The organism is Klebsiella sp. M041 (genome assembly GCF_059759695.1).
This window is the reverse complement of sequence record NZ_JCAXWU010000012.1, coordinates 61,489-84,027: the sequence shown is the minus strand read 5'-3', so window position 1 is coordinate 84,027 and position 22,539 is coordinate 61,489. Positions and strand designations below refer to the sequence as shown.

General features: G+C 56.7%; 21 protein-coding genes. 11 read left to right on the top strand and 10 right to left on the bottom strand.

The features are described 5' to 3' along the window. Nucleotides 1-125 precede the first annotated feature (125 nt). Entirely contained in the window at nucleotides 126-779 is a 654-nt protein-coding gene (locus AC6CWS_RS16960; protein WP_032454048.1) for a LuxR C-terminal-related transcriptional regulator, read from the top strand. Nucleotides 780-830: 51 nt separating this feature from the next. Here the strand turns inward: AC6CWS_RS16960 and ruvX are convergent, their stop codons facing one another. The 8 genes from ruvX to metK form a co-directional block, all read right to left on the bottom strand. After that, entirely contained in the window at nucleotides 831-1,247 is a 417-nt protein-coding gene (gene ruvX, locus AC6CWS_RS16955) for a Holliday junction resolvase RuvX (protein ID WP_004205178.1), read from the bottom strand. Next, nucleotides 1,247-1,810: a YqgE/AlgH family protein gene (locus AC6CWS_RS16950; protein ID WP_002916603.1), complete on the bottom strand. Its 564-nt coding sequence runs from the start codon at nucleotides 1,808-1,810 to the stop codon at nucleotides 1,247-1,249. The genes ruvX and AC6CWS_RS16950 overlap by 1 nt, the downstream gene beginning before the upstream one ends. A gap of 174 nt (nucleotides 1,811-1,984) precedes the next feature. Further along, nucleotides 1,985-2,935 (bottom strand): glutathione synthase, encoded by a 951-nt coding sequence (gene gshB / locus AC6CWS_RS16945; RefSeq protein WP_004205176.1) that lies wholly within the window; start codon nucleotides 2,933-2,935, stop codon nucleotides 1,985-1,987. Between the two features lie 20 nt (nucleotides 2,936-2,955). After that, nucleotides 2,956-3,687: a 16S rRNA (uracil(1498)-N(3))-methyltransferase gene (rsmE, locus tag AC6CWS_RS16940; RefSeq protein ID WP_065882672.1), complete on the bottom strand. Its 732-nt coding sequence runs from the start codon at nucleotides 3,685-3,687 to the stop codon at nucleotides 2,956-2,958. A 91-nt stretch (nucleotides 3,688-3,778) separates the two neighbouring features. Then, on the bottom strand, nucleotides 3,779-4,486 hold the full coding sequence (gene endA / locus AC6CWS_RS16935) for a deoxyribonuclease I (protein ID WP_032454045.1): 708 nt from the start codon (nucleotides 4,484-4,486) through the stop codon (nucleotides 3,779-3,781). Between the two features lie 94 nt (nucleotides 4,487-4,580). Next, nucleotides 4,581-5,081, bottom strand: coding sequence for a SprT family zinc-dependent metalloprotease (locus AC6CWS_RS16930; RefSeq protein WP_032428989.1), 501 nt, complete (start codon nucleotides 5,079-5,081; stop codon nucleotides 4,581-4,583). A 77-nt stretch (nucleotides 5,082-5,158) separates the two neighbouring features. After that, nucleotides 5,159-6,553, bottom strand: coding sequence for a sugar porter family MFS transporter (locus AC6CWS_RS16925; protein WP_004205171.1), 1,395 nt, complete (start codon nucleotides 6,551-6,553; stop codon nucleotides 5,159-5,161). Between the two features lie 382 nt (nucleotides 6,554-6,935). Then, a complete protein-coding gene (metK, locus tag AC6CWS_RS16920; RefSeq protein WP_004205170.1) occupies nucleotides 6,936-8,090 on the bottom strand; it encodes a methionine adenosyltransferase in 1,155 nt (384 codons plus the stop codon). 466 nt (nucleotides 8,091-8,556) lie between these two features. Here metK and yqgG point away from each other — a divergent pair, with 466 nt between their 5' ends. From yqgG to speB, 4 genes are all read left to right on the top strand, one after another. Beyond that, complete coding sequence (gene yqgG, locus AC6CWS_RS16915; protein ID WP_418272254.1) at nucleotides 8,557-8,706, top strand: small protein YqgG; 150 nt, start codon at nucleotides 8,557-8,559, stop codon at nucleotides 8,704-8,706. A gap of 84 nt (nucleotides 8,707-8,790) precedes the next feature. Continuing rightward, nucleotides 8,791-8,922: an acid stress response protein YqgB gene (yqgB, locus tag AC6CWS_RS16910; protein WP_002916578.1), complete on the top strand. Its 132-nt coding sequence runs from the start codon at nucleotides 8,791-8,793 to the stop codon at nucleotides 8,920-8,922. Between the two features lie 8 nt (nucleotides 8,923-8,930). After that, entirely contained in the window at nucleotides 8,931-10,907 is a 1,977-nt protein-coding gene (speA, locus tag AC6CWS_RS16905) for a biosynthetic arginine decarboxylase (protein ID WP_004205167.1), read from the top strand. A gap of 233 nt (nucleotides 10,908-11,140) precedes the next feature. Beyond that, complete coding sequence (speB, locus tag AC6CWS_RS16900) at nucleotides 11,141-12,061, top strand: agmatinase (protein WP_004205166.1); 921 nt, start codon at nucleotides 11,141-11,143, stop codon at nucleotides 12,059-12,061. A gap of 132 nt (nucleotides 12,062-12,193) precedes the next feature. Here the strand turns inward: speB and AC6CWS_RS16895 are convergent, their stop codons facing one another. After that, the gene (locus AC6CWS_RS16895; protein WP_065882673.1) at nucleotides 12,194-13,462 is read right to left on the bottom strand and encodes an OprD family outer membrane porin; all 1,269 of its coding nucleotides are present in this window, start codon (nucleotides 13,460-13,462) and stop codon (nucleotides 12,194-12,196) included. Nucleotides 13,463-13,839: 377 nt separating this feature from the next. Continuing rightward, the gene (gene loiP / locus AC6CWS_RS16890) at nucleotides 13,840-14,598 is read right to left on the bottom strand and encodes a metalloprotease LoiP (RefSeq protein ID WP_017899781.1); all 759 of its coding nucleotides are present in this window, start codon (nucleotides 14,596-14,598) and stop codon (nucleotides 13,840-13,842) included. A gap of 279 nt (nucleotides 14,599-14,877) precedes the next feature. Between loiP and tkt the strand changes: the two genes are divergently transcribed. The 6 genes from tkt to argO all read left to right on the top strand — a co-directional run bounded on the left by tkt (nucleotide 14,878) and on the right by argO (nucleotide 22,497). After that, the gene (tkt, locus tag AC6CWS_RS16885) at nucleotides 14,878-16,869 is read left to right on the top strand and encodes a transketolase (protein ID WP_023290987.1); all 1,992 of its coding nucleotides are present in this window, start codon (nucleotides 14,878-14,880) and stop codon (nucleotides 16,867-16,869) included. Nucleotides 16,870-17,253: 384 nt separating this feature from the next. Beyond that, nucleotides 17,254-18,282: an erythrose-4-phosphate dehydrogenase gene (gene epd, locus AC6CWS_RS16880; RefSeq protein WP_004205289.1), complete on the top strand. Its 1,029-nt coding sequence runs from the start codon at nucleotides 17,254-17,256 to the stop codon at nucleotides 18,280-18,282. Between the two features lie 39 nt (nucleotides 18,283-18,321). Further along, nucleotides 18,322-19,485 carry a phosphoglycerate kinase gene (gene pgk, locus AC6CWS_RS16875; RefSeq protein ID WP_023290986.1) on the top strand — a complete coding sequence of 388 codons (1,164 nt, stop codon included), beginning with the start codon at nucleotides 18,322-18,324 and terminating at the stop codon, nucleotides 19,483-19,485. A 97-nt stretch (nucleotides 19,486-19,582) separates the two neighbouring features. Continuing rightward, the gene (fbaA, locus tag AC6CWS_RS16870) at nucleotides 19,583-20,662 is read left to right on the top strand and encodes a class II fructose-bisphosphate aldolase (protein ID WP_008806452.1); all 1,080 of its coding nucleotides are present in this window, start codon (nucleotides 19,583-19,585) and stop codon (nucleotides 20,660-20,662) included. A 190-nt stretch (nucleotides 20,663-20,852) separates the two neighbouring features. Beyond that, the gene (locus tag AC6CWS_RS16865) at nucleotides 20,853-21,710 is read left to right on the top strand and encodes a small-conductance mechanosensitive channel MscS (RefSeq protein ID WP_023290985.1); all 858 of its coding nucleotides are present in this window, start codon (nucleotides 20,853-20,855) and stop codon (nucleotides 21,708-21,710) included. A 151-nt stretch (nucleotides 21,711-21,861) separates the two neighbouring features. Beyond that, nucleotides 21,862-22,497, top strand: coding sequence for an arginine exporter ArgO (argO, locus tag AC6CWS_RS16860; protein WP_065883840.1), 636 nt, complete (start codon nucleotides 21,862-21,864; stop codon nucleotides 22,495-22,497). Nucleotides 22,498-22,539 lie beyond the last annotated feature (42 nt).

The following is a 22,539-nucleotide window of genomic DNA, read 5'->3' as shown; positions in this document are numbered from 1 at the left end:
GATTCTCATGGAATAACGTTTCAATTTGTAAATTGCTAAGGCTATTTATAAATTCATGACTGATTGTATATTTTTTTATTCATTTAACCACCATGACGGTGGATAGCAGCTAAGGAGAGTTTTAAGTGATTAATTTAAATGGAAATTCATCATCTTCTCGTCAGGTTACATTTATTACCCACCCGTCAATCCAGAGTAAAGCCTTTGCCAGCTATCTCAGTGAAACCCTGATGGCACCGGTAGTTTTACAAAATATTAATAAACCGCTGGCGCAGCGACTGGCGAAAGACTCTGTAATATTATTTGATATCGCCGTTTCAAATAAGAAATTAAACGGGGTGTGGCGAGATATTATTCGGCTGCAGTCAGATAATCCCCGCTTGCTGATTATCAACAGCGCGCAAAAGTATGAGTTATACGAAATGGCGCAGTGGCCGGCTTTATATGGCGTGTTCCGCCATGACGATGATGAATCGCGCTTAATTGAGGGCGTCAAGGCCGTGCTGAACGGCGAACAGACGGCTGAATTGAGCGTGATGCACCCGGCGATGTACGCTGCGGACCATACATCGGCGCCGGTTGAAAACTCGCCGCTGACCGAACGAGAATGCGAGATCCTCAACGAACTGCGCTGCGGCGCGACCAACCTGGATATTGCCCGCGCGCTGTTTATCAGCGAGAACACGGTGCGGACGCACCTGTATAACGTGTTCCGTAAGCTGAGCGTTAAGAATCGCACCCAGGCGGTGAGCTGGGCTAACGAACATCTGCGCCACTAGGCGGGAGGATCTGCGCCGTTAGCGGTTCGCCGGCGGCGCAGAAGACAGAGCTTAAAAGCTCTGCTCGAAGTAGCTTTCCAGAATGACCACCGCAGAGGCCGAATCGACGCTGCCTTTATTCAGCGCCCGATAGCCGCCGTGTTCGAACAGGCCCGCCCGGGCCTCAACCGTACTCAGACGTTCATCGTGGAGAAGGATCGCGACGCCAAAGCGGCCATGAATTTTATTGGCGAAATTACGTGCGCGCGCCGTCAGCGGTTGCTCGGTGCCGTCCATATTCAGCGGCAGGCCGACGATTACCGCCTCAGGCTGCCACTCCTTAAGCAGTTTTTCGATGATATTCCAGTCCGGTTTACCGTCCTGCGCCTTCAGCGCCGGCAGTGGCCGGGCGGTGGCGGTGATGCGTTGCCCCACCGCCACACCGATGCTTTTCGTCCCGAAATCAAAGCCGAGAAAGGTTCCGCTCATCATGCATGCCCCGCGACGCCTGGCATCGTCACGATGTCGATGCCAATCAGTTTAGCCGCCTCGCGCCAGCGATCGGCGATGGGCGTACGGAAAAGAATATTCTGGTCCGCCGGGGCGGTGAGCCAGGCATTATCTAAAATCTCCTGCTCCAGCTGCCCTTTCTCCCACGAGGAGTAGCCCAGCGCAACCAGCACGTTGCCCGGCTGCCGGTCGGTGCCTAAGGTTTCGAGGACATCCCGCGAGGTGGTGATCACCGTGTTATCCGAGATACGGATGCTTGAGGAAAAGTCAGAGGGCGGGGTATGTAAAATAAAGCCGCGGTCTTCCGCCAGCGGGCCGCCCAGCATCACCGGTTTATCCAGGCGGATCTCCGGATTACGCGGCTCCGGGACAATTTTGAGCTTCTCAAGGATCCCTTCCACCTGCAGATTTTCCAGCGGCTTATTGATAATAATGCCCATGGCACCCTCGTCGTTATACTCGCAGATATAGACCACGGAGCGGCGGAAAATGGGGTCCTGAAGCGCAGGCATGGCAATCAGAAAGTGATGCTGTAAATTCATTGTCAGAGGTTCTGTTCCTGGTTCAAAAAGCAACACCCAGTATGCGGGCAAAGTAGAATGGTGTCGATGCACTTTATCTGGCAGGCGCCTGAGCGGCGCCTGGCTGGAAGGGTTTCACCAGCGCGGCGATCCGCGCTCGCTGTGCCCTGAGCGGACGTTCGTCCGCCGTAGCGCTTATCGGGCGAGACGTCTTTCGATAGCGTCCATCAGCATGCCGGTGATCGAAATATCCGGGAAGGCGGCTTCGATCTCACGTACGCAGGTGGGGCTGGTGACGTTAATTTCCGTCAGACGGTCGCCGATGATATCCAGGCCGACGAAGATAAGACCTTTGGCCTTCAGCGTCGGGCCGACGCGGCGGGCGATGTCCCAGTCGCTTTCGGTTAGCGGGCGGGCTTCGCCGCGGCCGCCGGCGGCCAGATTGCCGCGGGTCTCGCCGCCCTGCGGAATGCGCGCCAGGCAGTAAGGCACCGGCTCGCCATCCACCACCAGCACGCGCTTGTCGCCATCTTTAATGGCTGGCAGATAGTTCTGCGCCATGCAGTAGCGGCTGCCCAGCTCGGTCAGCGTCTCGGCGATCACCCCAAGGTTCGGATCGCCGGCTTTGACGCGGAAAATAGAGGCGCCGCCCATGCCGTCGAGCGGCTTCATGATGATATCGCCGTGCTTTTCCCAGAAGGCTTTCAGCTGGGCTTTATTGCGGGTGACCAGCGTTTCCGGGGTCAGCTCGGAGAACCAGGCGGTGAACAGCTTCTCGTTACAGTCGCGCAGGCTCTGCGGCTTGTTGACGATAAGCGTGCCTTTCTCTTCCGCTCGCTCCAGAATATAGGTCGCATAAATAAATTCGGTATCAAACGGCGGATCCTTACGCATCAGAATGACGTCAAGATCCGCCAGCGGCAGGTCCTGTTCGCCGGTGAAGTCATACCATTTGTCGTAGTTCTGTTCGACGCTCAGCGTGCGCGTCCGGGCGCGGGCTTCGCCGTTGATCAAATAGAGGTCGTTCATCTCCATGTAATGGAGTTCATAGCCGCGACGCTGCGCCTCCAGCAACATAGCGAAGCTGGTGTCTTTCTTGATGTTGATGGTTGCGATGGGATCCATCACGATGCCGAGCTTGATCATGGTTCTTCTCCGTTAACGCCTCAACCTAAGTCGCCAAAACGCACCTGCAGGGCGGTGATGGCGGTGAGCGCAGTAGTCTCTGTACGCAGAACGCGCGGTCCCAACAGGATATCAGTAAACTGGTATTTCGCGGTCATCGCTATCTCTTCAGCCGACAGCCCGCCTTCCGGGCCAATCAGCAGCCGGACGCGTTCAACCGGCAGCGGCAGCGTGTTAATGCTGGCGCTGGCGCGCGGGTGCAGGTTGAGCTTCAGCCCGCTGTCCTGCTCGGCGCACCACTCCTCCAGCTGCATCGCCGGACGAATTTCCGGTACCACGTTACGACCGCTCTGTTCGCAGGCGGCAATAGCGATTTTCTGCCACTGCTGGATCTTTTTCTGCAAACGTTCGGCGTCCAGTTTAACGCCGCAGCGCTCGGAAAACAGTGGCGTTATGAGGCTTACCCCGAGTTCGATCGATTTCTGGATGGTGAATTCCATTTTTTCGCCGCGGGACATCACCTGGCCTAAATGGATATGCAGCGGCGATTCCCGATCGTCGGGTTCGCCACTGAGGATTTCAACCGCGACGTTTTTCTTACCGGCCTCGGTGATGACGGCGTCAAACACCTGGTTACTGCCGTCGAAGAGCTGAAGGTGCTGACCAGCGGTCATGCGCAGGACGCGGCCGACGTGGTTGGCCGCGTCATCGCTCAACGCGATCAGGCTGCCGACAATGAGGCGTTCTGGATGATGGATGCGAGGAATGCGCATGCTTGATATTCCGTTCTTTGCGCAGATGCCAGCTTCCCGCCATTGGGCGGGAAGCACAGGGCTGCAAATTAACAATTGCCGCTAGTGTAGGTTAGCTCTTTTGCGCCTGGCAAGCCTGCAGGACATACGGATTATGGTTGCCCTGTACTTTCGCGATGCGTTCATCGCGTTCACACTCCCAGGCGGTAACCGGGTACTGTTTATTCCAGGCGGTAAACAGCTGAGTTTGCTGGCGGGAAAGATTCAGCTGGTAGCGGTCGCGCATATAGAAGTAGGTGCGGGCGATGGCGCCGCGTGCGCGGGCAGGGGGCTCGGCGATTTTATCTTTAAAATCGACCTTCATGGTGCACTGGCCGTACTGGCCTTCACCGCCGTTCCACTGGCTGTACATAAAGTTGCCGCGATCGCCATTCACTTCTCCCACCGCCGGCTGCAGATTGTGCATGTCGCTTTCCATCTTGCGGTACTCCGGATCTTTGGCGCAGTTTTTACGTCCGCCCTCCTGCCAGCACTGGCGCTGATGGCCGAACTGCCACGCCGGCACCACGTGTTCCCATTCAACCCGGCTGGCGCGGTTCTCATTTTTACGCACTTTATAGCCGCAAGATTCCAGATCGATAACGCCTTTTTTACCCTGCCAGTCAATTTTACAGCCGCAGTAAAAGTCGCCGGGAACGTCGGCGTTTACTTTGACGCCAGCGGCCTTGGCCTGGGAAAAACTGGTAATTTCGGCGGCCGCAAGCGGGCCACTCACTGCCGTGCACAATACTGCAACGGCTAAAACATGCATACGGGACATCGTTCACTCCGTGTCAAAACGAGCCCGCAACGTAGCGAATGAGGGTGCCGGATGCAATCAGTCAGATCAGAAAGTTTCTAATTAATTCCAATGGTTATTTTTCAGCCACCAGCAGATCGCCGCAGCGCACGCAGCGGTAAGTGGCTTCGCCGCGCACCACCCGGTTATGGCGACGAACGGTGAGCTGATGCTGCTGGCAGCGGCAGCGGTAGGGGAAGGTATTCTGGCGGACCGAATCAAGTTCAAAACGGTGGGTGCGACGCGCGGGAACGCCCAGGACGCTCTCCATCATCCATTTCCACTCTTTGCCGTGCGGGGCTACCCGGCCAAAGTGTTGCCACACCAGCAGGTGCGCCAGTTCATGGGGCACCACTTCATCGATAAACTCCTGCTGATTCTCCAGCAGCAGCACCGGGTTTAAACGAATTTCGTTTTTCTCCAGCCAGGCGGTGCCGGCGGAGGTACCGCGCTGCTGGTAGACCAGCGTCGGCTCCGCGTAGCGGCGTTCCAGCTTGAGGTTCGCTTTGGCGAGATGCTCCCGCAGGCTGCGCATCACGGCCTGCTGAATAGCGATGGGAATACGGGGTGTTTTCATAGCGCCAGAGGATAGTGCGGCGGAGGGGGGAGAGCAAGAGGAAGCTTCCTCCCGTGAGGGGAGGAAGCTCAGGCGGGTTAATCGCGGGCGCCGATCTCGCGCAGCGGACGACCCTGCATCAGGTTGCGTTCGATATGTTCCAGCGAGACGTTTTTGGTTTCCGGGATCAGCCACAGCGTCAGCAGGATAAACAGCACGTTCAGACCGCCGTACACCCAGAAGGTGTTGGCGCTGCCCAGCGAATTAAGCATGGTCAGGAAGGTGGCCCCGACAATCATGTTGGCAATCCAGTTGGTCGCCGTGGAGCAGGTGATACCGAAGTCGCGGCCTTTCAGCGGCTGGATTTCGGAACATAGTACCCAAATCAGCGGGCCGGCGCTCATGGCGAAACCGACGATAAACATCAGCAGCATCAGGACGGCGATGTACTGGGCGGTTGAGGAGTGAATGCCGATGTGCATCATGCTGCCCAGCACGCCCATCCCCGCGGCCATGACGATAAAGCCAAGGATCAGCGTCGGTTTACGGCCCCAGCGGTCGACCAGACCGATGGCGATAAAGGTAGCCAGCACGTTAGTCAGGCCGACGATCACTGTCCCCCACATCTGCTCGGTGGTGTTGGCATAGCCCGCCAGCTCAAAGATCTTCGGCGCGTAGTACATGATGACGTTCATCCCGGTGAACTGCTGCATCACCTGCAGCAGAATGCCGAGGAACACCGCGCGGCGGAAGTTGCTGTTGTCTTTAAACAGCGACCAGCCGGACTGTTTTACCTTCAGGCTTTCGCGGATCTCGTCGAGCTCGCGTTTCGCTTCGGCGCTGGTATCGCGCAGGCGCAGCAGCACGCGCTCGGCATCGACAAAGCGACGTTTAGCGGCGAACCAGCGCGGGCTGTCCGGCAGGAAGATAACGCCGATCAGCAGCAATACCGCCGGAATAATGATTACGCCGAGCATCCAGCGCCATGCGCCGCTGTAGCTGAAAGCGGTGTCGGAGAGGTAGGCGCCAAGAATACCGATGGTGATCATCAGCTGGTACATGGAAATCATACTGCCGCGAATTTTCTCCGGAGCGATTTCCGACAGATACAGCGGCGCGGTGTAGGAGGCGACGCCCACCGCCAGGCCCAGCAGCACGCGGGAAACCAGCAGGATCTCGACGTTTGGCGCGGCGGCGGAGAACAGAGAGCCGGCGACGAAGAGGATGGCGCCGATCATCAGGCTCTTTTTACGGCCCAGTTTGAAGGAGAGCCAGCCGCTGCCGACCGCACCGACGGCGGCGCCGAACATCATGGAGCTGACCACCCACTCCTGAGTGTGAGCGGAAATCTGGAACTCATTGGCAATAAAGGGTAACGCACCCGCAATAACACCGATATCAAGGCCGAACAGCAGGCCAGCCAGCGCGGCGAGGAAACAGACGAAGAACGTCATGGTCTTGTTTGAACGCCCTTGTTTTTTGTTGTCAGGCATAACGCCCTCCAGTTGAGTTATTGATTCTGTCGATGGTTAGCGTAGGACACTCGTCGGTAAAAAAACGTGATTATAGTCACGGCTGTGTAATCGTTTCCACAAAGGTAAAGAAACGTAATTCATTAAATGCTTTTTAAATCAGCAATATAAATAAGGATAGACGACAATTTTAAAAACGGTAATCAGAGTTAACCGAAACAATATGTAACATTGTGAAAAATGCGCGCATGAGAAGGCGCTTGCAGGCAGCAATCGACCATTGTCATGATGTAATCGCTTTCATTGCATCGCCGCGGTTCGCTGAAGCAGGGCATGGGAGGGTGGGTAACGGACATAAAAAGGCCAGCGCGAGGCTGGCCTTGAAGAGTGGAAGCGGGGGAGATTATTTCAGACCAGCCGCTTCACGCAGCAGGGCCGCTTTGTCGGTTTTTTCCCATGGGAAATGTTCGCGACCAAAGTGACCGTAGGCAGCGGTTTCTTTGTAGATCGGGTGCAGCAGATCCAGCATCTGAATCAGGCCGTACGGACGCAGGTCGAAGAACTCGCGCACCAGCAGGGTCAGCTGTTCAGAAGGCACTTTTTCTGTACCAAAGGTTTCCACCATGATGGAAGTCGGCTCTGCAACGCCGATGGCGTAGGAAACCTGAATTTCGCAACGGTCAGCCAGGCCTGCGGCAACGATGTTTTTCGCCACATAGCGCGCCGCATAGGCTGCGGAACGGTCAACTTTAGATGGATCCTTACCGGAGAAGGCGCCGCCGCCGTGACGAGCCATGCCGCCGTAGGTATCGACGATGATCTTACGACCGGTCAGACCGCAGTCGCCCATCGGGCCGCCGATAACGAAACGGCCGGTTGGGTTGATGAAGAATTTAGTGGACGCGCTCAGCCATTCGGTTGGCAGAATCGGTTTGATGATCTCTTCCATCACCGCTTCCTGCAGCGATTTCTGGTCGATATCTTCCGCGTGCTGCGTGGACAGCACCACCGCGTCGATGCCGACGATTTTGCCGTCGTCATACTGGAAGGTCACCTGGCTTTTCGCATCCGGACGCAGCCACGGCAGGGTGCCGTTTTTACGTACTTCAGCCTGGCGCTGCACCAGACGGTGAGCGTAGGTCACCGGCGCCGGCATCAGCACGTCGGTTTCGTTGGTGGCGTAGCCAAACATCAGCCCCTGGTCGCCTGCGCCCTGTTCCAGCGGATCGGCACGGTCAACGCCCTGGTTGATGTCCGGAGACTGTTTACCAATGGCGCTCAGTACGGCACACGAGTTGGCGTCAAAACCCATATCGGAATGCACGTAGCCAATTTCGCGGACGGTGTTGCGGGTGATCTCTTCGATGTCAACCCATGCGCTGGTGGTGATTTCGCCGCCTACCAGCACCATGCCAGTTTTGACATAGGTTTCACATGCGACACGCGCTTTCGGATCCTGCTCGAGGATCGCATCCAGCACGGCATCAGAGATTTGGTCAGCAATTTTGTCAGGATGCCCTTCTGATACGGACTCAGACGTAAAAAGGTGTTTTGCCATATTTTATTTCACCTGTGGACGATTCGGATAGCTCATACTGTTGTGTAATGTGGCTTTGGTGGATAATCAGCGCAAAGCCGCGCAGGTAGCGACACGAGCAGTCTGAGTGTTAATCAGTATAGACGGATTAACTTCTGGACGGCTATTTTAGGTCAAATCTTAAGCCCATTTCCAGCCTTTTTTGATGGCGGTCGCATTTATCGGAAAACTCGCCTGGCAAATTTTCCTGACAACCGCGCAAACCTACACATTTTTATTTTGCTTTTTACCCCGCTTCTCGGTATAAAACGCCGCGCGCGGCTCATTAAAAAAGCGCACGGGGATCTCCCCGTGGTGCCACTTCCAGCCGGGTTAAGCAGTCTGTATTTACAGAATCTCGCAACGGCATAGCGCCTGTTGCCCGGTATGTATAGCTTTGGCTTGTCGCCGACCCTGACCCAGGGCGGTGTGGAGGTGATACCAGATAATGAACCAACGTTTTTCGCTTGATTCGTCGCGTCGTTCTGTCGCGCGTCAGCACTCCGCAACCTGCATCTCTCTCATGCAAACCAGCCGATGTTCACCCCATCTCGGCGCTTCTCAGGATTCCAGGGCCGGTCGGTCGTCAGAAAACTGAACAAGGGCGCTCTTGCCTGGCAAGAGTTTTCTCGTGGTTTCTCCGGACTGTCATACTCTGTTCGGCTACGTGTTTTACGATGATATGAATAAGAAACCGGTCGCGCAGTCGCAAAACCAGCAGATAGTGCTGGGCTTTAGGACTGTTCATGGGTTGTTATCGCATCTTTGGACTGCGATAGTAGTTAACTGTCTTACACTTATTATTAAAAATTGAGGTTCGCTATGTCTGACGACATGTCTATGGTTTCGCCTTCGTCAGCAGGCGAACACGGTGTACTACGTTCCATGCAGGAGGTAGCGATGAGCTCCCAGGAAGCCAGCAAGATGCTGCGTACTTATAATATTGCCTGGTGGGGCAATAACTATTATGACGTCAACGAACTGGGCCACATCAGCGTTTGCCCGGATCCGGACGTCCCGGAAGCGCGCGTTGACCTCGCTGAATTAGTCAAAGCGCGCGAAGCGCAAGGGCAACGCTTGCCGGCGCTGTTCTGCTTCCCGCAGATCCTGCAGCACCGCCTGCGCTCAATCAACGCTGCATTCAAGCGCGCGCGCGAATCCTACGGCTATAACGGCGATTACTTCCTGGTCTACCCGATCAAGGTGAACCAGCATCGCCGCGTCATCGAATCGCTGATCCATTCCGGCGAGCCGCTGGGTCTGGAAGCCGGTTCGAAAGCGGAACTGATGGCCGTGCTGGCGCACGCCGGGATGACCCGCAGCGTCATCGTCTGTAACGGCTATAAAGACCGCGAATACATCCGCCTGGCGCTGGTGGGCGAGAAGATGGGCCACAAGGTCTATCTGGTCATCGAGAAGATGTCGGAGATCGCCATCGTGCTGGAAGAGGCCGAGCGCCTGAACGTGGTGCCGCGCCTTGGCGTGCGTGCGCGTCTGGCCTCGCAGGGGTCCGGTAAATGGCAGTCTTCCGGCGGCGAGAAGTCCAAGTTCGGCCTCGCGGCGACCCAGGTTCTGCAGCTGGTGGAGATCCTGCGTGCCGCAGGACACCTCGACAGCCTGCAGCTGCTGCACTTCCACCTCGGCTCGCAAATGGCTAACATTCGCGATATCGCCACCGGCGTGCGTGAATCGGCGCGTTTCTACGTCGAGTTGCATAAGCTGGGCGTCAATATCCAGTGCTTCGACGTCGGCGGCGGCCTGGGCGTGGATTACGAAGGCACCCGCTCGCAGTCTGACTGCTCGGTGAACTACGGCCTGAACGAATACGCTAACAATATCATCTGGGCCATCGGCGACGCCTGCGAAGAGAACGGCCTGCCGCACCCGACGGTGATCACCGAGTCCGGCCGCGCGGTGACCGCGCACCACACCGTGCTGGTTTCCAACATCATCGGCGTGGAGCGCAACGAATACACCGAGGCGACCCCGCCGGCGGAAGACGCCGCGCGCCCGCTGCAGAGCATGTGGGAAACCTGGCTGGAGATGCACGAAACCGGCAATCGCCGCTCGCTGCGCGAATGGCTGCACGACAGCCAGATGGACCTGCACGATATCCATATCGGCTACTCCTCCGGCACTTTCAACCTGCAGGAGCGCGCTTGGGCAGAACAGCTGTATCTGAACATGTGTCATGAAGTGCAGAAGCAACTCGACCCGAGCAACCGCGCCCATCGCCCGATTATTGATGAGCTGCAGGAGCGCATGGCGGATAAAATCTACGTCAACTTCTCGCTGTTCCAGTCGATGCCGGATGCGTGGGGGATCGATCAGCTGTTCCCGGTGATGCCGCTGGAAGGGCTGAACAAGTCGCCGGAGCGCCGCGCGGTGCTGCTGGACATCACCTGCGACTCGGATGGCGCCATCGATCACTACGTGGACGGCGACGGGATCGCCACCACCATGCCGATGCCGGAATATGACCCGGAGAACCCGCCGATGCTGGGCTTCTTTATGGTCGGCGCCTATCAGGAAATCCTTGGCAACATGCACAACCTGTTCGGCGATACCGAGGCGGTAGACGTGTTCGTCTTCCCTGACGGTAGCGTTGAGGTTGAGCTGTCCGACGAGGGCGATACCGTGGCGGATATGCTGCAGTACGTGCAGCTGGATCCCAACACGCTGCTGACCCAGTTCCGCGATCAGGTGAAAAACACCGGCCTGGACGACGCGCTGCAGCAGCAGTTCCTCGAAGAGTTCGAGGCGGGTCTGTACGGGTACACTTATCTGGAAGACGAGTAACCGCTGATGCCCGGTGGCGTTGCGCTTACCGGGCCTGCGTATGGCGGCCGCCCAAGGCGAAGCCGTCATCCGGCAGAAGGCGATACTCACTTGAACCCGTATGCATTACCGGCGATAATTCACGCCAATAAGCGATTTATCTATCAAACCCTTCCTCGTCGGGCCTAACGACGCGGAGGGGTTTTTTTATACTTATTTTTTACGTTCCACGACTGTGAAAAGAGGTCATATCCATGAGCACTTTAGGTCATCAATACGATAACTCCCTGGTATCCAATGCCTTTGGCTTCCTGCGTCTGCCGATGAATTTCATGCCCTACGACAGCGATGCTGACTGGGTGATCACTGGCGTCCCGTTCGATATGGCGACCTCCGGGCGCGCGGGCGGCCGTCATGGCCCGGCGGCGATCCGTCAGGTTTCCACCAATCTCGCCTGGGAGCACAACCGTTTTCCGTGGAACTTCGACATGCGCGAACGCCTGAACGTGGTTGACTGCGGGGATCTGGTGTACGCCTTCGGCGACGCGCGCGAAATGAGCGAGAAGCTGCAGGCCCACGCCGAGAAGCTGCTGGCGGCCGGCAAGCGCATGCTCTCCTTTGGCGGCGACCACTTCGTTACGCTGCCGCTGCTGCGCGCCCACGCCAAGCACTTCGGTAAAATGGCGCTGGTGCACTTCGATGCCCACACCGACACTTACGCCAACGGCTGCGAGTTCGACCACGGCACCATGTTCTACACCGCGCCGAACGAAGGGCTCATCGATCCGAACCACTCCGTACAGATCGGTATTCGCACCGAATTCGATAAAGATAACGGTTTCACCGTGCTTGATGCGGGCCAGGTTAACGACCGCAGCGTCGATGACGTGATTGCCCAGGTGAAGCAGATCGTTGGCGATATGCCGGTGTACCTGACCTTTGATATCGACTGCCTGGATCCGGCGTTTGCGCCAGGAACCGGTACCCCGGTTATCGGTGGGCTCACCTCTGACCGCGCGATCAAGCTGGTGCGCGGTCTGAAGGATCTGAACATCGTCGGGATGGACGTGGTGGAGGTCGCCCCGGCCTACGATCAGTCCGAAATCACCGCCCTGGCGGCGGCGACCCTCGCGCTGGAGATGCTGTACATCCAGGCGGCGAAGAAGGGCGAATAACCCGAGGTCACCCCAACCCTCTCCCTTCCGGGGAGAGGGTACCGCACGGCACAGGGGGTTAATCAAGGCGCCGGACGGTTGCTCCTGCGGGCCGGGAGAGGGCCGACCCGCAGGAGAGGGTTCATCACGTGCTTAAAACACGTTAAATGGATATTCGACGTAGAAGCGTACTTCATTACCGCTGACGTTATAGTCGCTGGCGTTGCTGGAAACCCGCAGTACCGAATAGCGGAGCCTGAATTTCAAATCTTTCGCCGCCCCGTTTTGCACCTGATATTGAACCTGGTTGAACCATTCATGTTCTTTGCCGTTGCTGGTCTCTGACGTTTTTATGTTATCCCCGCGCACGTAGGCGGTGGTCCAGGTCAGCCCCGGTAGCCCCAGCCCGGCAAAATCCAGCCCATACGATGCCTGCCAGGAGCGTTCATCTTCGCCGTTAAAATCAGACCAGTAGGAGTTGGCCAGCCAGATGGTGTTCCCGCCATCGCCGACGCCGCCCTGGTTCTGGTAGCCGCCGTAGTGGTAGCCGGTGCTGCCGCTGCTTTGCTGGTAAGCGACCTTAAAGGTATGGATATCCCAGATGTAGCTGGCGGCCAGGCTCCAGATATTGTTGCTGCGTCCGGTGTCATTGGCATCGGCATATTGCTGATCCAGGCGTGAGTGATAGCCGTTGAAGTCGAGAACCAGCTGTTGGTTGGCGGCGAACGGCTGCTGATAGTTCAGGCCGAGATACTGTTTGTTCAGCACATCTTCGACATGCGACGCGTACAGCGCGCCGCTGAGCTGGTCGTTGAACCGGTAGCTGGCGCCGCCGAAGGACAGGCTTTTCAGACCGCTGTTATGGCTGTCGTCGCTTTTACGCTGCTGATCGGTCAGGTAGCCGGCGTTAATTTCCAGACCGTCGATTTCGCGTGAGGTCAGCATGGTGCCGGTATAGCTCTCGTAGAGCAGGCGCGAGTCGTCGGCGTAGACAATAGGCAACATCGGGCGCAGACTGCCGTAGCTGAGCACGGTATTCGAAAAGCGCATTTTGCCGGTGGCGCCGAATTTCGCGAGGTCGGATTTTGCCCGGCCGTCGTCATCCTGGGCGAAAAAGTCGATCCCGCCCGCGCCGCTGCGGCCGCGGCCGCCGTCGAGGCGCACGGCGTACTGGGCGATGCCGTCCACGCCGAAGCCGACCGGCCCCTCGGTAAAGCCGGATTCGAAGGTGGCGATAATTCCCTGGCCCCATTCGGCTTTATCCGGCAGCCCATCGCGATAATCGCGTTTGATATACGCGTTACGTAAAAAGAGATCCAGATGGCTGTCTTCAATAAAGCCCTGGCTGGTAGATTGTTGGCTGGCGAAAGCCGGCGCGGCGGCAATAATGCCAAGTGCGATGAATGATAATTCTTTTTTCACTGAGGGCACTTCTCTGTCTGTCGATATATTCAAGGGAATCACTGCAATCGCGATATTCTCCTGAAATAATGTCAAAAGCAATCATTGTGTGAGCAATGGTATCGGCAGGAAACAAGCGGTGTGGCGCGCGCCGGCCAGGTTTGGCGAAGAGGGGTGGACTATTTAATATTTGGTCTAACCCGCTTCTGAAAGGCGGATTGTGTACGCCGTTTTTCATTTGCCAAATAATATTTTGCTGAGTAACAGCATATAAAATAATTGGCTGCGACGAGGTGAAATAATAATTAACGGTTTGTGCGCTTAAGTTATCAATTGATGCGGCTAAATATTTTTACTGGCAGATATAAAAGGGAGGCAGTCATGCCTCCCGCTGGCGATTATTTAATCCCGTCGGCCTTCATGCGATCGCGAATATGCTGGGCGCGCGCTTCTGAGGCCGGGTGATCGTCAAACATCGAGCTCTGACGGCCGGCTTCCAGCTTGGCCAGTTTCTCGAAGCTGGTGGCCAGTCCCGACGGATTGATGCCGCGCTTACGCAGCAGGTCGTAAGAGTAGTCATCCGCTTCCGACTCCTGGCGCTGGGAGAACTGCGAGTTCACCAGTTTTTCACCCAGATCGCCGAGCTGCGACTGGGACAAGCTGCCGACGATGCCGCCGGCGGAGGCCGCCGCCGCGCGCACGGCGTTGGTGCCCAGGGCGACCTGCATGCCTTTCTTCACATGGCCCAGCGCGACGTGGCCCATTTCGTGGCCGATCACCGCCTCGACTTCATTATCGTTCATCAGATCCATCAGCCCGCTGTAGACGCGGATGCAGCCGTTAGCCATGGCGAAGGCGTTGACATCCTTGGTCTCATAGACCTTGTAGTTCACGGGCTGACCATTGATGTTATCGCCCAGCGCGGCCGCGATTTTGTTCAGCCGCTGGCTGTATTCACTGCTGGCCGGGGCGATTTTCGCTTTGGCGTCCATCTCTTTACAGGCCTGGTCGCTTAAGGTTTTCACCTGCGCGTCGCTGAGAGAGTATGCCTGGAAGGCTTCGGCCCCTGAGCTGAGCAGGCCGTTGGAGTCCATGTTCTGACATCCGGTGAGCGTTGCTGCGATCCCAAGAGCAAGTACGGTTGAGCGAATTTTCATTTTTTATCTTCCACAATCTTATGGTTGTTTATCCGACAATACGGCGACGGCAGGGAACCGTATTCTGCGTAAATTATAAAGAGTATCGCAGGATGCGGGCGAGCGGATTCCGGCGTAGCACAACCTGTTCCAGAGATTTCTTAAAGGGCAAAAGGATGCTCCATGTACATGACTTGTCGCTTGGGTTACATTGTTCACACTTTTTTCCGGCGTAGCCCAAAACGCGCTCTCGTCAAGTCGTTAAGGGCATGGCCTTCAACAGTCCGAACTGGAGTCAAAATGTCCTCACGTAAAGAGCTTGCTAACGCTATTCGTGCGCTGAGCATGGACGCTGTACAGAAAGCCAAATCCGGCCACCCGGGTGCCCCGATGGGTATGGCTGACATTGCCGAAGTGCTGTGGCGTGATTTCCTGAACCATAACCCGAACAATCCGGCCTGGGCTGACCGTGACCGTTTTGTACTGTCCAATGGCCATGGTTCGATGCTGATTTACAGCCTGCTGCACCTCACTGGCTACGATCTGCCGATTGAAGAGCTGAAAAACTTCCGCCAGCTGCACTCCAAAACGCCGGGCCACCCGGAAGTCGGCTACACTGCGGGCGTGGAAACCACCACCGGTCCGCTGGGCCAGGGTATCGCTAACGCGGTCGGGATGGCTATCGCCGAGAAAACTCTGGCGGCGCAGTTCAACCGTCCGGGCCACGACATCGTCGACCACTACACCTACGCCTTCATGGGCGACGGCTGCATGATGGAAGGCATTTCTCACGAAGTGTGCTCCCTGGCCGGTACCCTGAAGCTGGGCAAACTGGTGGCCTTCTATGATGACAACGGCATCTCCATCGACGGCCACGTTGAAGGCTGGTTCACCGACGATACCGCCAAACGCTTTGAAGCCTACGGCTGGCACGTGGTGCGCGGCGTTGACGGTCACGACGCTGACGCCATCAAACGCGCAGTAGAAGAAGCGCGCGCGGTCACCGACAAACCGTCCCTGCTGATGTGCAAAACCATCATCGGCTTCGGTTCGCCGAACAAAGCCGGTACCCACGACTCCCACGGCGCGCCGCTGGGCGACGCCGAAATCGCCCTGACCCGCGAAGCGCTGGGCTGGAACCACGCGCCGTTTGACATCCCGTCTGACATCTATGCGCAGTGGGATGCCAAAGAAGCCGGTCAGGCGAAAGAAGCGGCATGGAATGAGAAGTTCGCTGCTTACGCCAAAGCCTTCCCGCAGGAAGCAGCCGAATTCACCCGTCGTATGAAAGGCGAGATGCCGTCTGACTTCGACGCGAAAGCCAACGAGTTCATCGCGAAGCTGCAGGCCAACCCGGCGAAAATCGCCAGCCGTAAAGCCTCTCAGAACGCCATCGAAGCTTTCGGTCCGCTGCTGCCGGAATTCCTCGGCGGTTCCGCTGACCTGGCGCCGTCCAACCTGACCCTGTGGTCTGGTTCTAAGCCGATCAACGAAGACACCGCGGGTAACTACATTCACTACGGCGTGCGTGAGTTCGGTATGACCGCTATCGCCAACGGTATCGCGCTGCACGGCGGCTTCCTGCCGTACACCTCCACCTTCCTGATGTTCGTGGAATACGCGCGTAACGCGGTACGTATGGCCGCGCTGATGAAACAGCGTCAGGTGATGGTCTACACCCACGACTCCATCGGTCTGGGCGAAGATGGCCCGACTCACCAGCCGGTAGAGCAGGTGGCTTCTCTGCGCGTAACGCCGAACATGTCCACCTGGCGTCCGTGTGACCAGGTTGAATCCGCGATTGCGTGGAAATATGGCGTCGAGCGTCAGGACGGTCCGACCGCGCTGATCCTCTCCCGTCAGAACCTGGCGCAGCAGGAGCGTACCGAAGAGCAGCTGGCGAACGTGGCCCGCGGCGGTTACGTGCTGAAAGATTGCGCCGGCCAGCCGGAGCTGATCTTCATCGCCACCGGTTCCGAAGTGGAGCTGGCGGTGGCCGCGTGGGACAAACTGACCGCCGAAGGCGTGAAGGCGCGCGTGGTCTCCATGCCGTCCACCGACGCGTTCGACAAGCAGGATGCGGCCTACCGTGAATCCGTACTGCCGAAAGCCGTGACCGCGCGCGTTGCCGTGGAAGCGGGTATTGCTGATTACTGGTTCAAATACGTTGGCCTGAACGGGGCGATCGTTGGCATGACCACCTTCGGTGAGTCTGCGCCGGCTGAGCAGCTGTTCGAAGAGTTCGGCTTCACCGTCGACAACGTGGTCGCTAAAGCGAAAGCGCTGCTGTAATTGCGGTTACGGTGCGGGCTGATGCCCGCCCCCCAACCCTCTCCCACAGGAAAGGGTGCAAACGCCAAAAACGGTAACCCATGGGTTACCGTTTTGCTTTTACCTCGCCACCCGGCTTTTTGTATCCGCTATTCCTGAACCATGTAATACGGTTGTAAATTATTCCAGCGAAAATGTGATGTGAGTCATATAGCTGGTTTATTGCGCTGGACAAACATTCCTTTTATTCCTCGTTTGGCTTATTCTAGCTGAAGCGTTTCAGTCGTTTAAATGTTCGACAATTAATCAATCAGTCGCAGTTTGCAGCTGGTAAGGTTTCCCTCAGAGCGTAGCTGGATTACTCTGTCAGCCACCTCATAACAGGGACAGCCTTGCAGGAGATCTATGACCATTCGCATCGCGATTAATGGCTTCGGTCGTATTGGACGCAACGTGGTTCGTGCGCTATATGAATCCGGGCGCCGTGCGGAAATCACCGTGGTGGCTATCAATGAGCTGGCGGATGCTGCGGGCATCGCGCATTTGTTGAAATATGACACCAGCCATGGCCGTTTCGCCTGGGATGTTCGTCAGGAGCGCGAGCAGCTGTTTGTTGGCGATGATGCCATCCGTCTGCTGCACGAGCCGACCATTGCGGCGCTGCCCTGGCGCGAGCTGGCGGTAGACGTGGTGCTCGACTGCACCGGCGTTTACGGGAGCCGTGAACACGGTGAGGCGCACCTGCAGGCTGGGGCGAAGAAAGTGCTCTTCTCCCATCCCGGCGGCAACGACCTCGACGCGACGGTGGTGTACGGCGTCAATCAGGATGAACTCCGCGCCGAGCATCGCATTGTCTCCAACGCCTCCTGCACCACCAACTGCATTATTCCGATCATTAAACTGTTAGATGATGCCTATGGCATCGAGTCCGGCACCGTCACCACCATTCACTCGGCGATGCATGACCAGCAGGTGATTGACGCCTACCATCCGGATCTCCGGCGTACCCGAGCGGCCAGCCAGTCGATCATTCCGGTGGATACCAAACTGGCGGCAGGGATCACCCGTATTTTCCCGCAGTTTAATGACCGTTTTGAAGCGATTGCCGTGCGGGTGCCGACGATAAACGTGACGGCAATTGACCTGAGCGTGACGGTCAAAAAACCGGTAAAAGCATGTGAAGTCAACCAGTTGCTGCAAAAAGCAGCACAAGGTGCATTTCATGGTATAGTTGACTATACGGAATTACCGTTGGTCTCAACAGATTTTAACCACGATCCGCACAGCGCCATCGTCGATGGCACGCAAACCCGGGTCAGTGGCGCGCATCTGATCAAAACGCTGGTCTGGTGCGATAACGAATGGGGCTTTGCTAACCGAATGCTCGACACGACGTTAGCGATGGCGGCTATTGGTTTCAGGTTCGACGCGTAAACGTCGACAAAACTTTATGAATCAACGAGAGGATTCACCATGTCTGTAATTAAGATGACCGATCTGGATCTGGCTGGTAAACGCGTTTTTATCCGTGCGGATCTGAACGTACCAGTTAAAGACGGGAAAGTAACCAGCGACGCACGTATCCGTGCATCTCTGCCGACCATTGAACTGGCGCTGAAGCAGGGCGCGAAAGTCATGGTTACTTCTCACCTGGGTCGTCCGACCGAAGGCGAGTACAACGAAGAATTCTCTCTGCTGCCGGTTGTTAATTACCTGAAAGACAAACTGTCCAGCCCGGTACGTCTGGTTAAAGACTACCTGGACGGCGTGGAAGTCGCTGCCGGCGAGCTGGTGGTGCTGGAAAACGTTCGCTTCAACAAAGGCGAGAAAAAAGACGACGAAGCGCTGTCCAAAAAATACGCCGCGCTGTGCGACGTGTTCGTAATGGACGCTTTCGGTACCGCGCACCGCGCGCAGGCTTCCACCCACGGTATCGGCAAATTTGCTGACGTGGCGTGCGCAGGCCCGCTGCTGGCCGCTGAACTGGACGCGCTGGGTAAAGCGCTGAAAGAGCCGGCTCGTCCGATGGTCGCTATCGTCGGTGGTTCTAAAGTATCCACCAAACTGACCGTGCTGGATTCCCTGTCTAAAATCGCTGACCAGCTGATCGTCGGCGGCGGTATCGCCAACACCTTCGTTGCCGCTCAGGGCCACAACGTCGGTAAATCCCTGTACGAAGCGGATCTGGTTGATGAAGCCAAGCGCCTGCTGAGCACCTGCGATATCCCGGTTCCGACTGACGTTCGCGTCGCGACCGAGTTCTCCGAAACCGCAACGGCGACTCTGAAATCTGTTAACGACATTAAAGATGACGAGCAGATTCTGGACCTCGGCGACGTTTCCGCACAGAAACTGGCTGACATCCTGAAAAACGCCAAAACCATCCTGTGGAACGGCCCGGTTGGCGTATTCGAATTCCCGAACTTCCGTAAAGGGACTGAAATCGTGGCTAACGCTATCGCGGACAGCGAAGGTTTCTCCATCGCTGGCGGCGGCGACACCCTGGCAGCGATCGACCTGTTCGGCATCGCTGACAAAATTTCCTACATCTCCACTGGCGGCGGCGCGTTCCTTGAATTCGTCGAAGGCAAAGTCCTGCCGGCAGTAGCGATGCTCGAAGAGCGCGCTAAGCAGTAATTCAGTTCAGGCGGGGAAACCCGCCTGTTTTTCAGCGCGCTTAAGGGCTCGCGAACCTTCTTCAACGGTCGAAGATACAGATACAGGACTAAGTAACATGTCTAAAATTTTTGATTTCGTAAAACCGGGCGTCATCACTGGCGACGACGTTCAGAAAGTGTTCCAGGTAGCGAAAGAAAACAACTTTGCACTGCCGGCGGTAAACTGCGTAGGTACTGACTCCATCAACGCCGTTCTGGAAGCTGCTGCGAAAGTTCGCTCTCCGGTTATCGTTCAGTTCTCTAACGGCGGCGCGGCGTTCATCGCAGGTAAAGGCGTGAAAACTGACGTTCCTCAGGGTGCTGCTATCCTCGGCGCTATCTCTGGCGCGCACCACGTGCACCAGATGGCTGAGCACTACGGCGTGCCGGTTATCCTGCACACTGACCACTGCGCGAAGAAACTGCTGCCGTGGATCGACGGCCTGCTGGACGCGGGTGAAAAACACTTCGCCGCTACCGGCAAACCGCTGTTCTCTTCTCACATGATCGACCTGTCTGAAGAGTCTCTGCACGAAAACATCGAAATCTGCTCTAAATACCTGGCGCGCATGGCCAAAATGGACATGACCCTGGAAATCGAACTGGGTTGCACCGGTGGCGAAGAAGACGGCGTGGACAACAGCCACATGGACGCTTCCGCCCTGTACACCCAGCCGGAAGACGTGGATTACGCGTACACCGAGCTGAGCAAAATCAGCCCGCGCTTCACCATCGCCGCTTCCTTCGGTAACGTACACGGCGTGTACAAACCGGGTAACGTCGTTCTGACCCCGACTATCCTGCGCGACTCTCAGGAATATGTTTCCAAGAAACACAACCTGCCGCACAACAGCCTGAACTTCGTCTTCCACGGTGGTTCCGGTTCTTCCGCCCAGGAAATCAAAGACTCCGTTAGCTACGGCGTAGTGAAAATGAACATCGATACCGACACCCAATGGGCAACCTGGGACGGTATCCTGCAGTACTACAAAACTAACGAAGCTTACCTGCAGGGCCAGCTGGGCAACCCGAAAGGCGAAGACCAGCCGAACAAGAAATACTACGATCCGCGCGTATGGCTGCGTGCTGCACAGACTTCCATGGTGACTCGTCTGGAGCAGGCATTTAAAGAGCTGAACGCGATCGACGTTCTGTAAGAAAAATCTGTTTCTTACCCTGAAGCCCGCAGCAATGCGGGCTTTTTTATTAGCTTAACAACAGGATAGCGCGGCAGAAAACTGTGATCCATTTGGCAAAACGTGCACTTATTGTTTACCCTATAACCTGACTGCCCTGTCGCAGGCTGAGTTATTTACTTCCCCCTGGGGGATTCATAAGGAATGTTAAATGGAAGATTTGAACGTTGTCGATAGCATCAACCACGCCGGGACGTGGCTGGCACGCAACCAGGAGCTGCTGCTGAGCTATGCCGTCAACATCGTCGCGGCTATCGCTATCCTGATCGTCGGGATGATCGTGGCGCGCGTCGTCTCTAACACCGTCAACCGCCTGATGCTGGCGCGTAAAATTGACGCCACCGTTGCCGATTTCCTCTCCGCGCTGGTGCGCTATGCGGTTATCGCCTTTACGCTGATTGCCGCCCTGGGCCGCGTGGGCGTGCAGACCGCCTCGGTCATTGCGGTACTGGGCGCCGCGGGTTTAGCCGTCGGTCTGGCGCTGCAGGGGTCACTGTCTAACCTCGCGGCTGGCGTACTGCTGGTGATGTTCCGCCCGTTCCGCGCCGGTGAATATGTCGATCTCGGCGGCATTGCGGGTACCGTACAGAATGTGCAGATTTTCTCCACGACCCTGCGCACCGTCGATGGCAAAATCGTGGTGGTGCCGAACGGCAAAATTATCGCCGGCAACATCATTAACTTCTCCCGCGAACCGGCGCGCCGCAATGAGTTTATTATCGGCGTCTCTTACGATGCCGATATCGACAAGGTGAAGCAGCTCCTGACCTCGATTATCGAATCTGACGATCGTATTCTGCGCGATCGGGAAATGACGGTGCGCCTGAACGAACTCGGCGCCTCGTCGGTGAACTTCGTGGTGCGCGTGTGGAGCAAAAGCAGCGATCTGCAAAACGTCTACTGGGATATCCTCGAGCGCATCAAGCGTGAATTTGACGCCAATGGCATCAGTTTCCCTTATCCGCAGATGGATGTTCATGTGGTGCGCCTGCCGGAAAAAGCCGAGTAAACCACCACTCAGTGACTCAGGCCGGCCATGCCGGCCTTTTTTAATGGGTCATTATTAGCTTCGCTTATTAATGATTAATACTTTCAATTTCCGCTAATAATCCATTCGCGTTATAGTCAGCGCCACTCTCGAAGACAGCGGAAAAATCCTTATGTTTACCTATTACTTTCAGGGCCTTGCCCTGGGAGCGGCAATGATTTTGCCGCTTGGCCCACAAAATGCTTTCGTGATGAACCAGGGCATCCGTCGTCAGTATCACCTGATGATTGCCTTGCTGTGCGCCGTCAGCGACTTGCTGCTGATCTGCGCCGGCATTTTTGGCGGCAGCGCGCTGCTGATGCAGTCCCCCTGGCTACTGGCGCTCGTGACCTGGGGCGGCGTGGCCTTTTTACTGTGGTACGGCTTTGGCGCGATGAAGACGGCGTTCAGTCAGAATCTTGAGCTCGCCAGCGCCGAGGCGATGCAGCAGGGGCGCTGGAAAATCATTATCACTATGCTGGCTGTCACCTGGCTGAATCCGCACGTTTATCTGGATACGTTTGTGGTGCTGGGCAGCCTGGGAGGCCAGCTGGCGGTGGAGCCGAAGCGCTGGTTTGCGCTGGGAACCATTAGCGCCTCTTTCCTGTGGTTCTTTGGTCTGGCGCTGTTGGCCGCCTGGCTGGCGCCGCGGCTGCGTACCGCCAGAGCCCAGCGGATCATCAACATTGTGGTCGGCACCGTCATGTGGTTTATTGCGTTTCAGCTGGCAAAAGAGGGCGTCGTCCATATCCAGGCGTTGCTCAACTAAGCGTTGTCCGATGGACTTTCCTGCTGTACGCGCTAAGCTTGC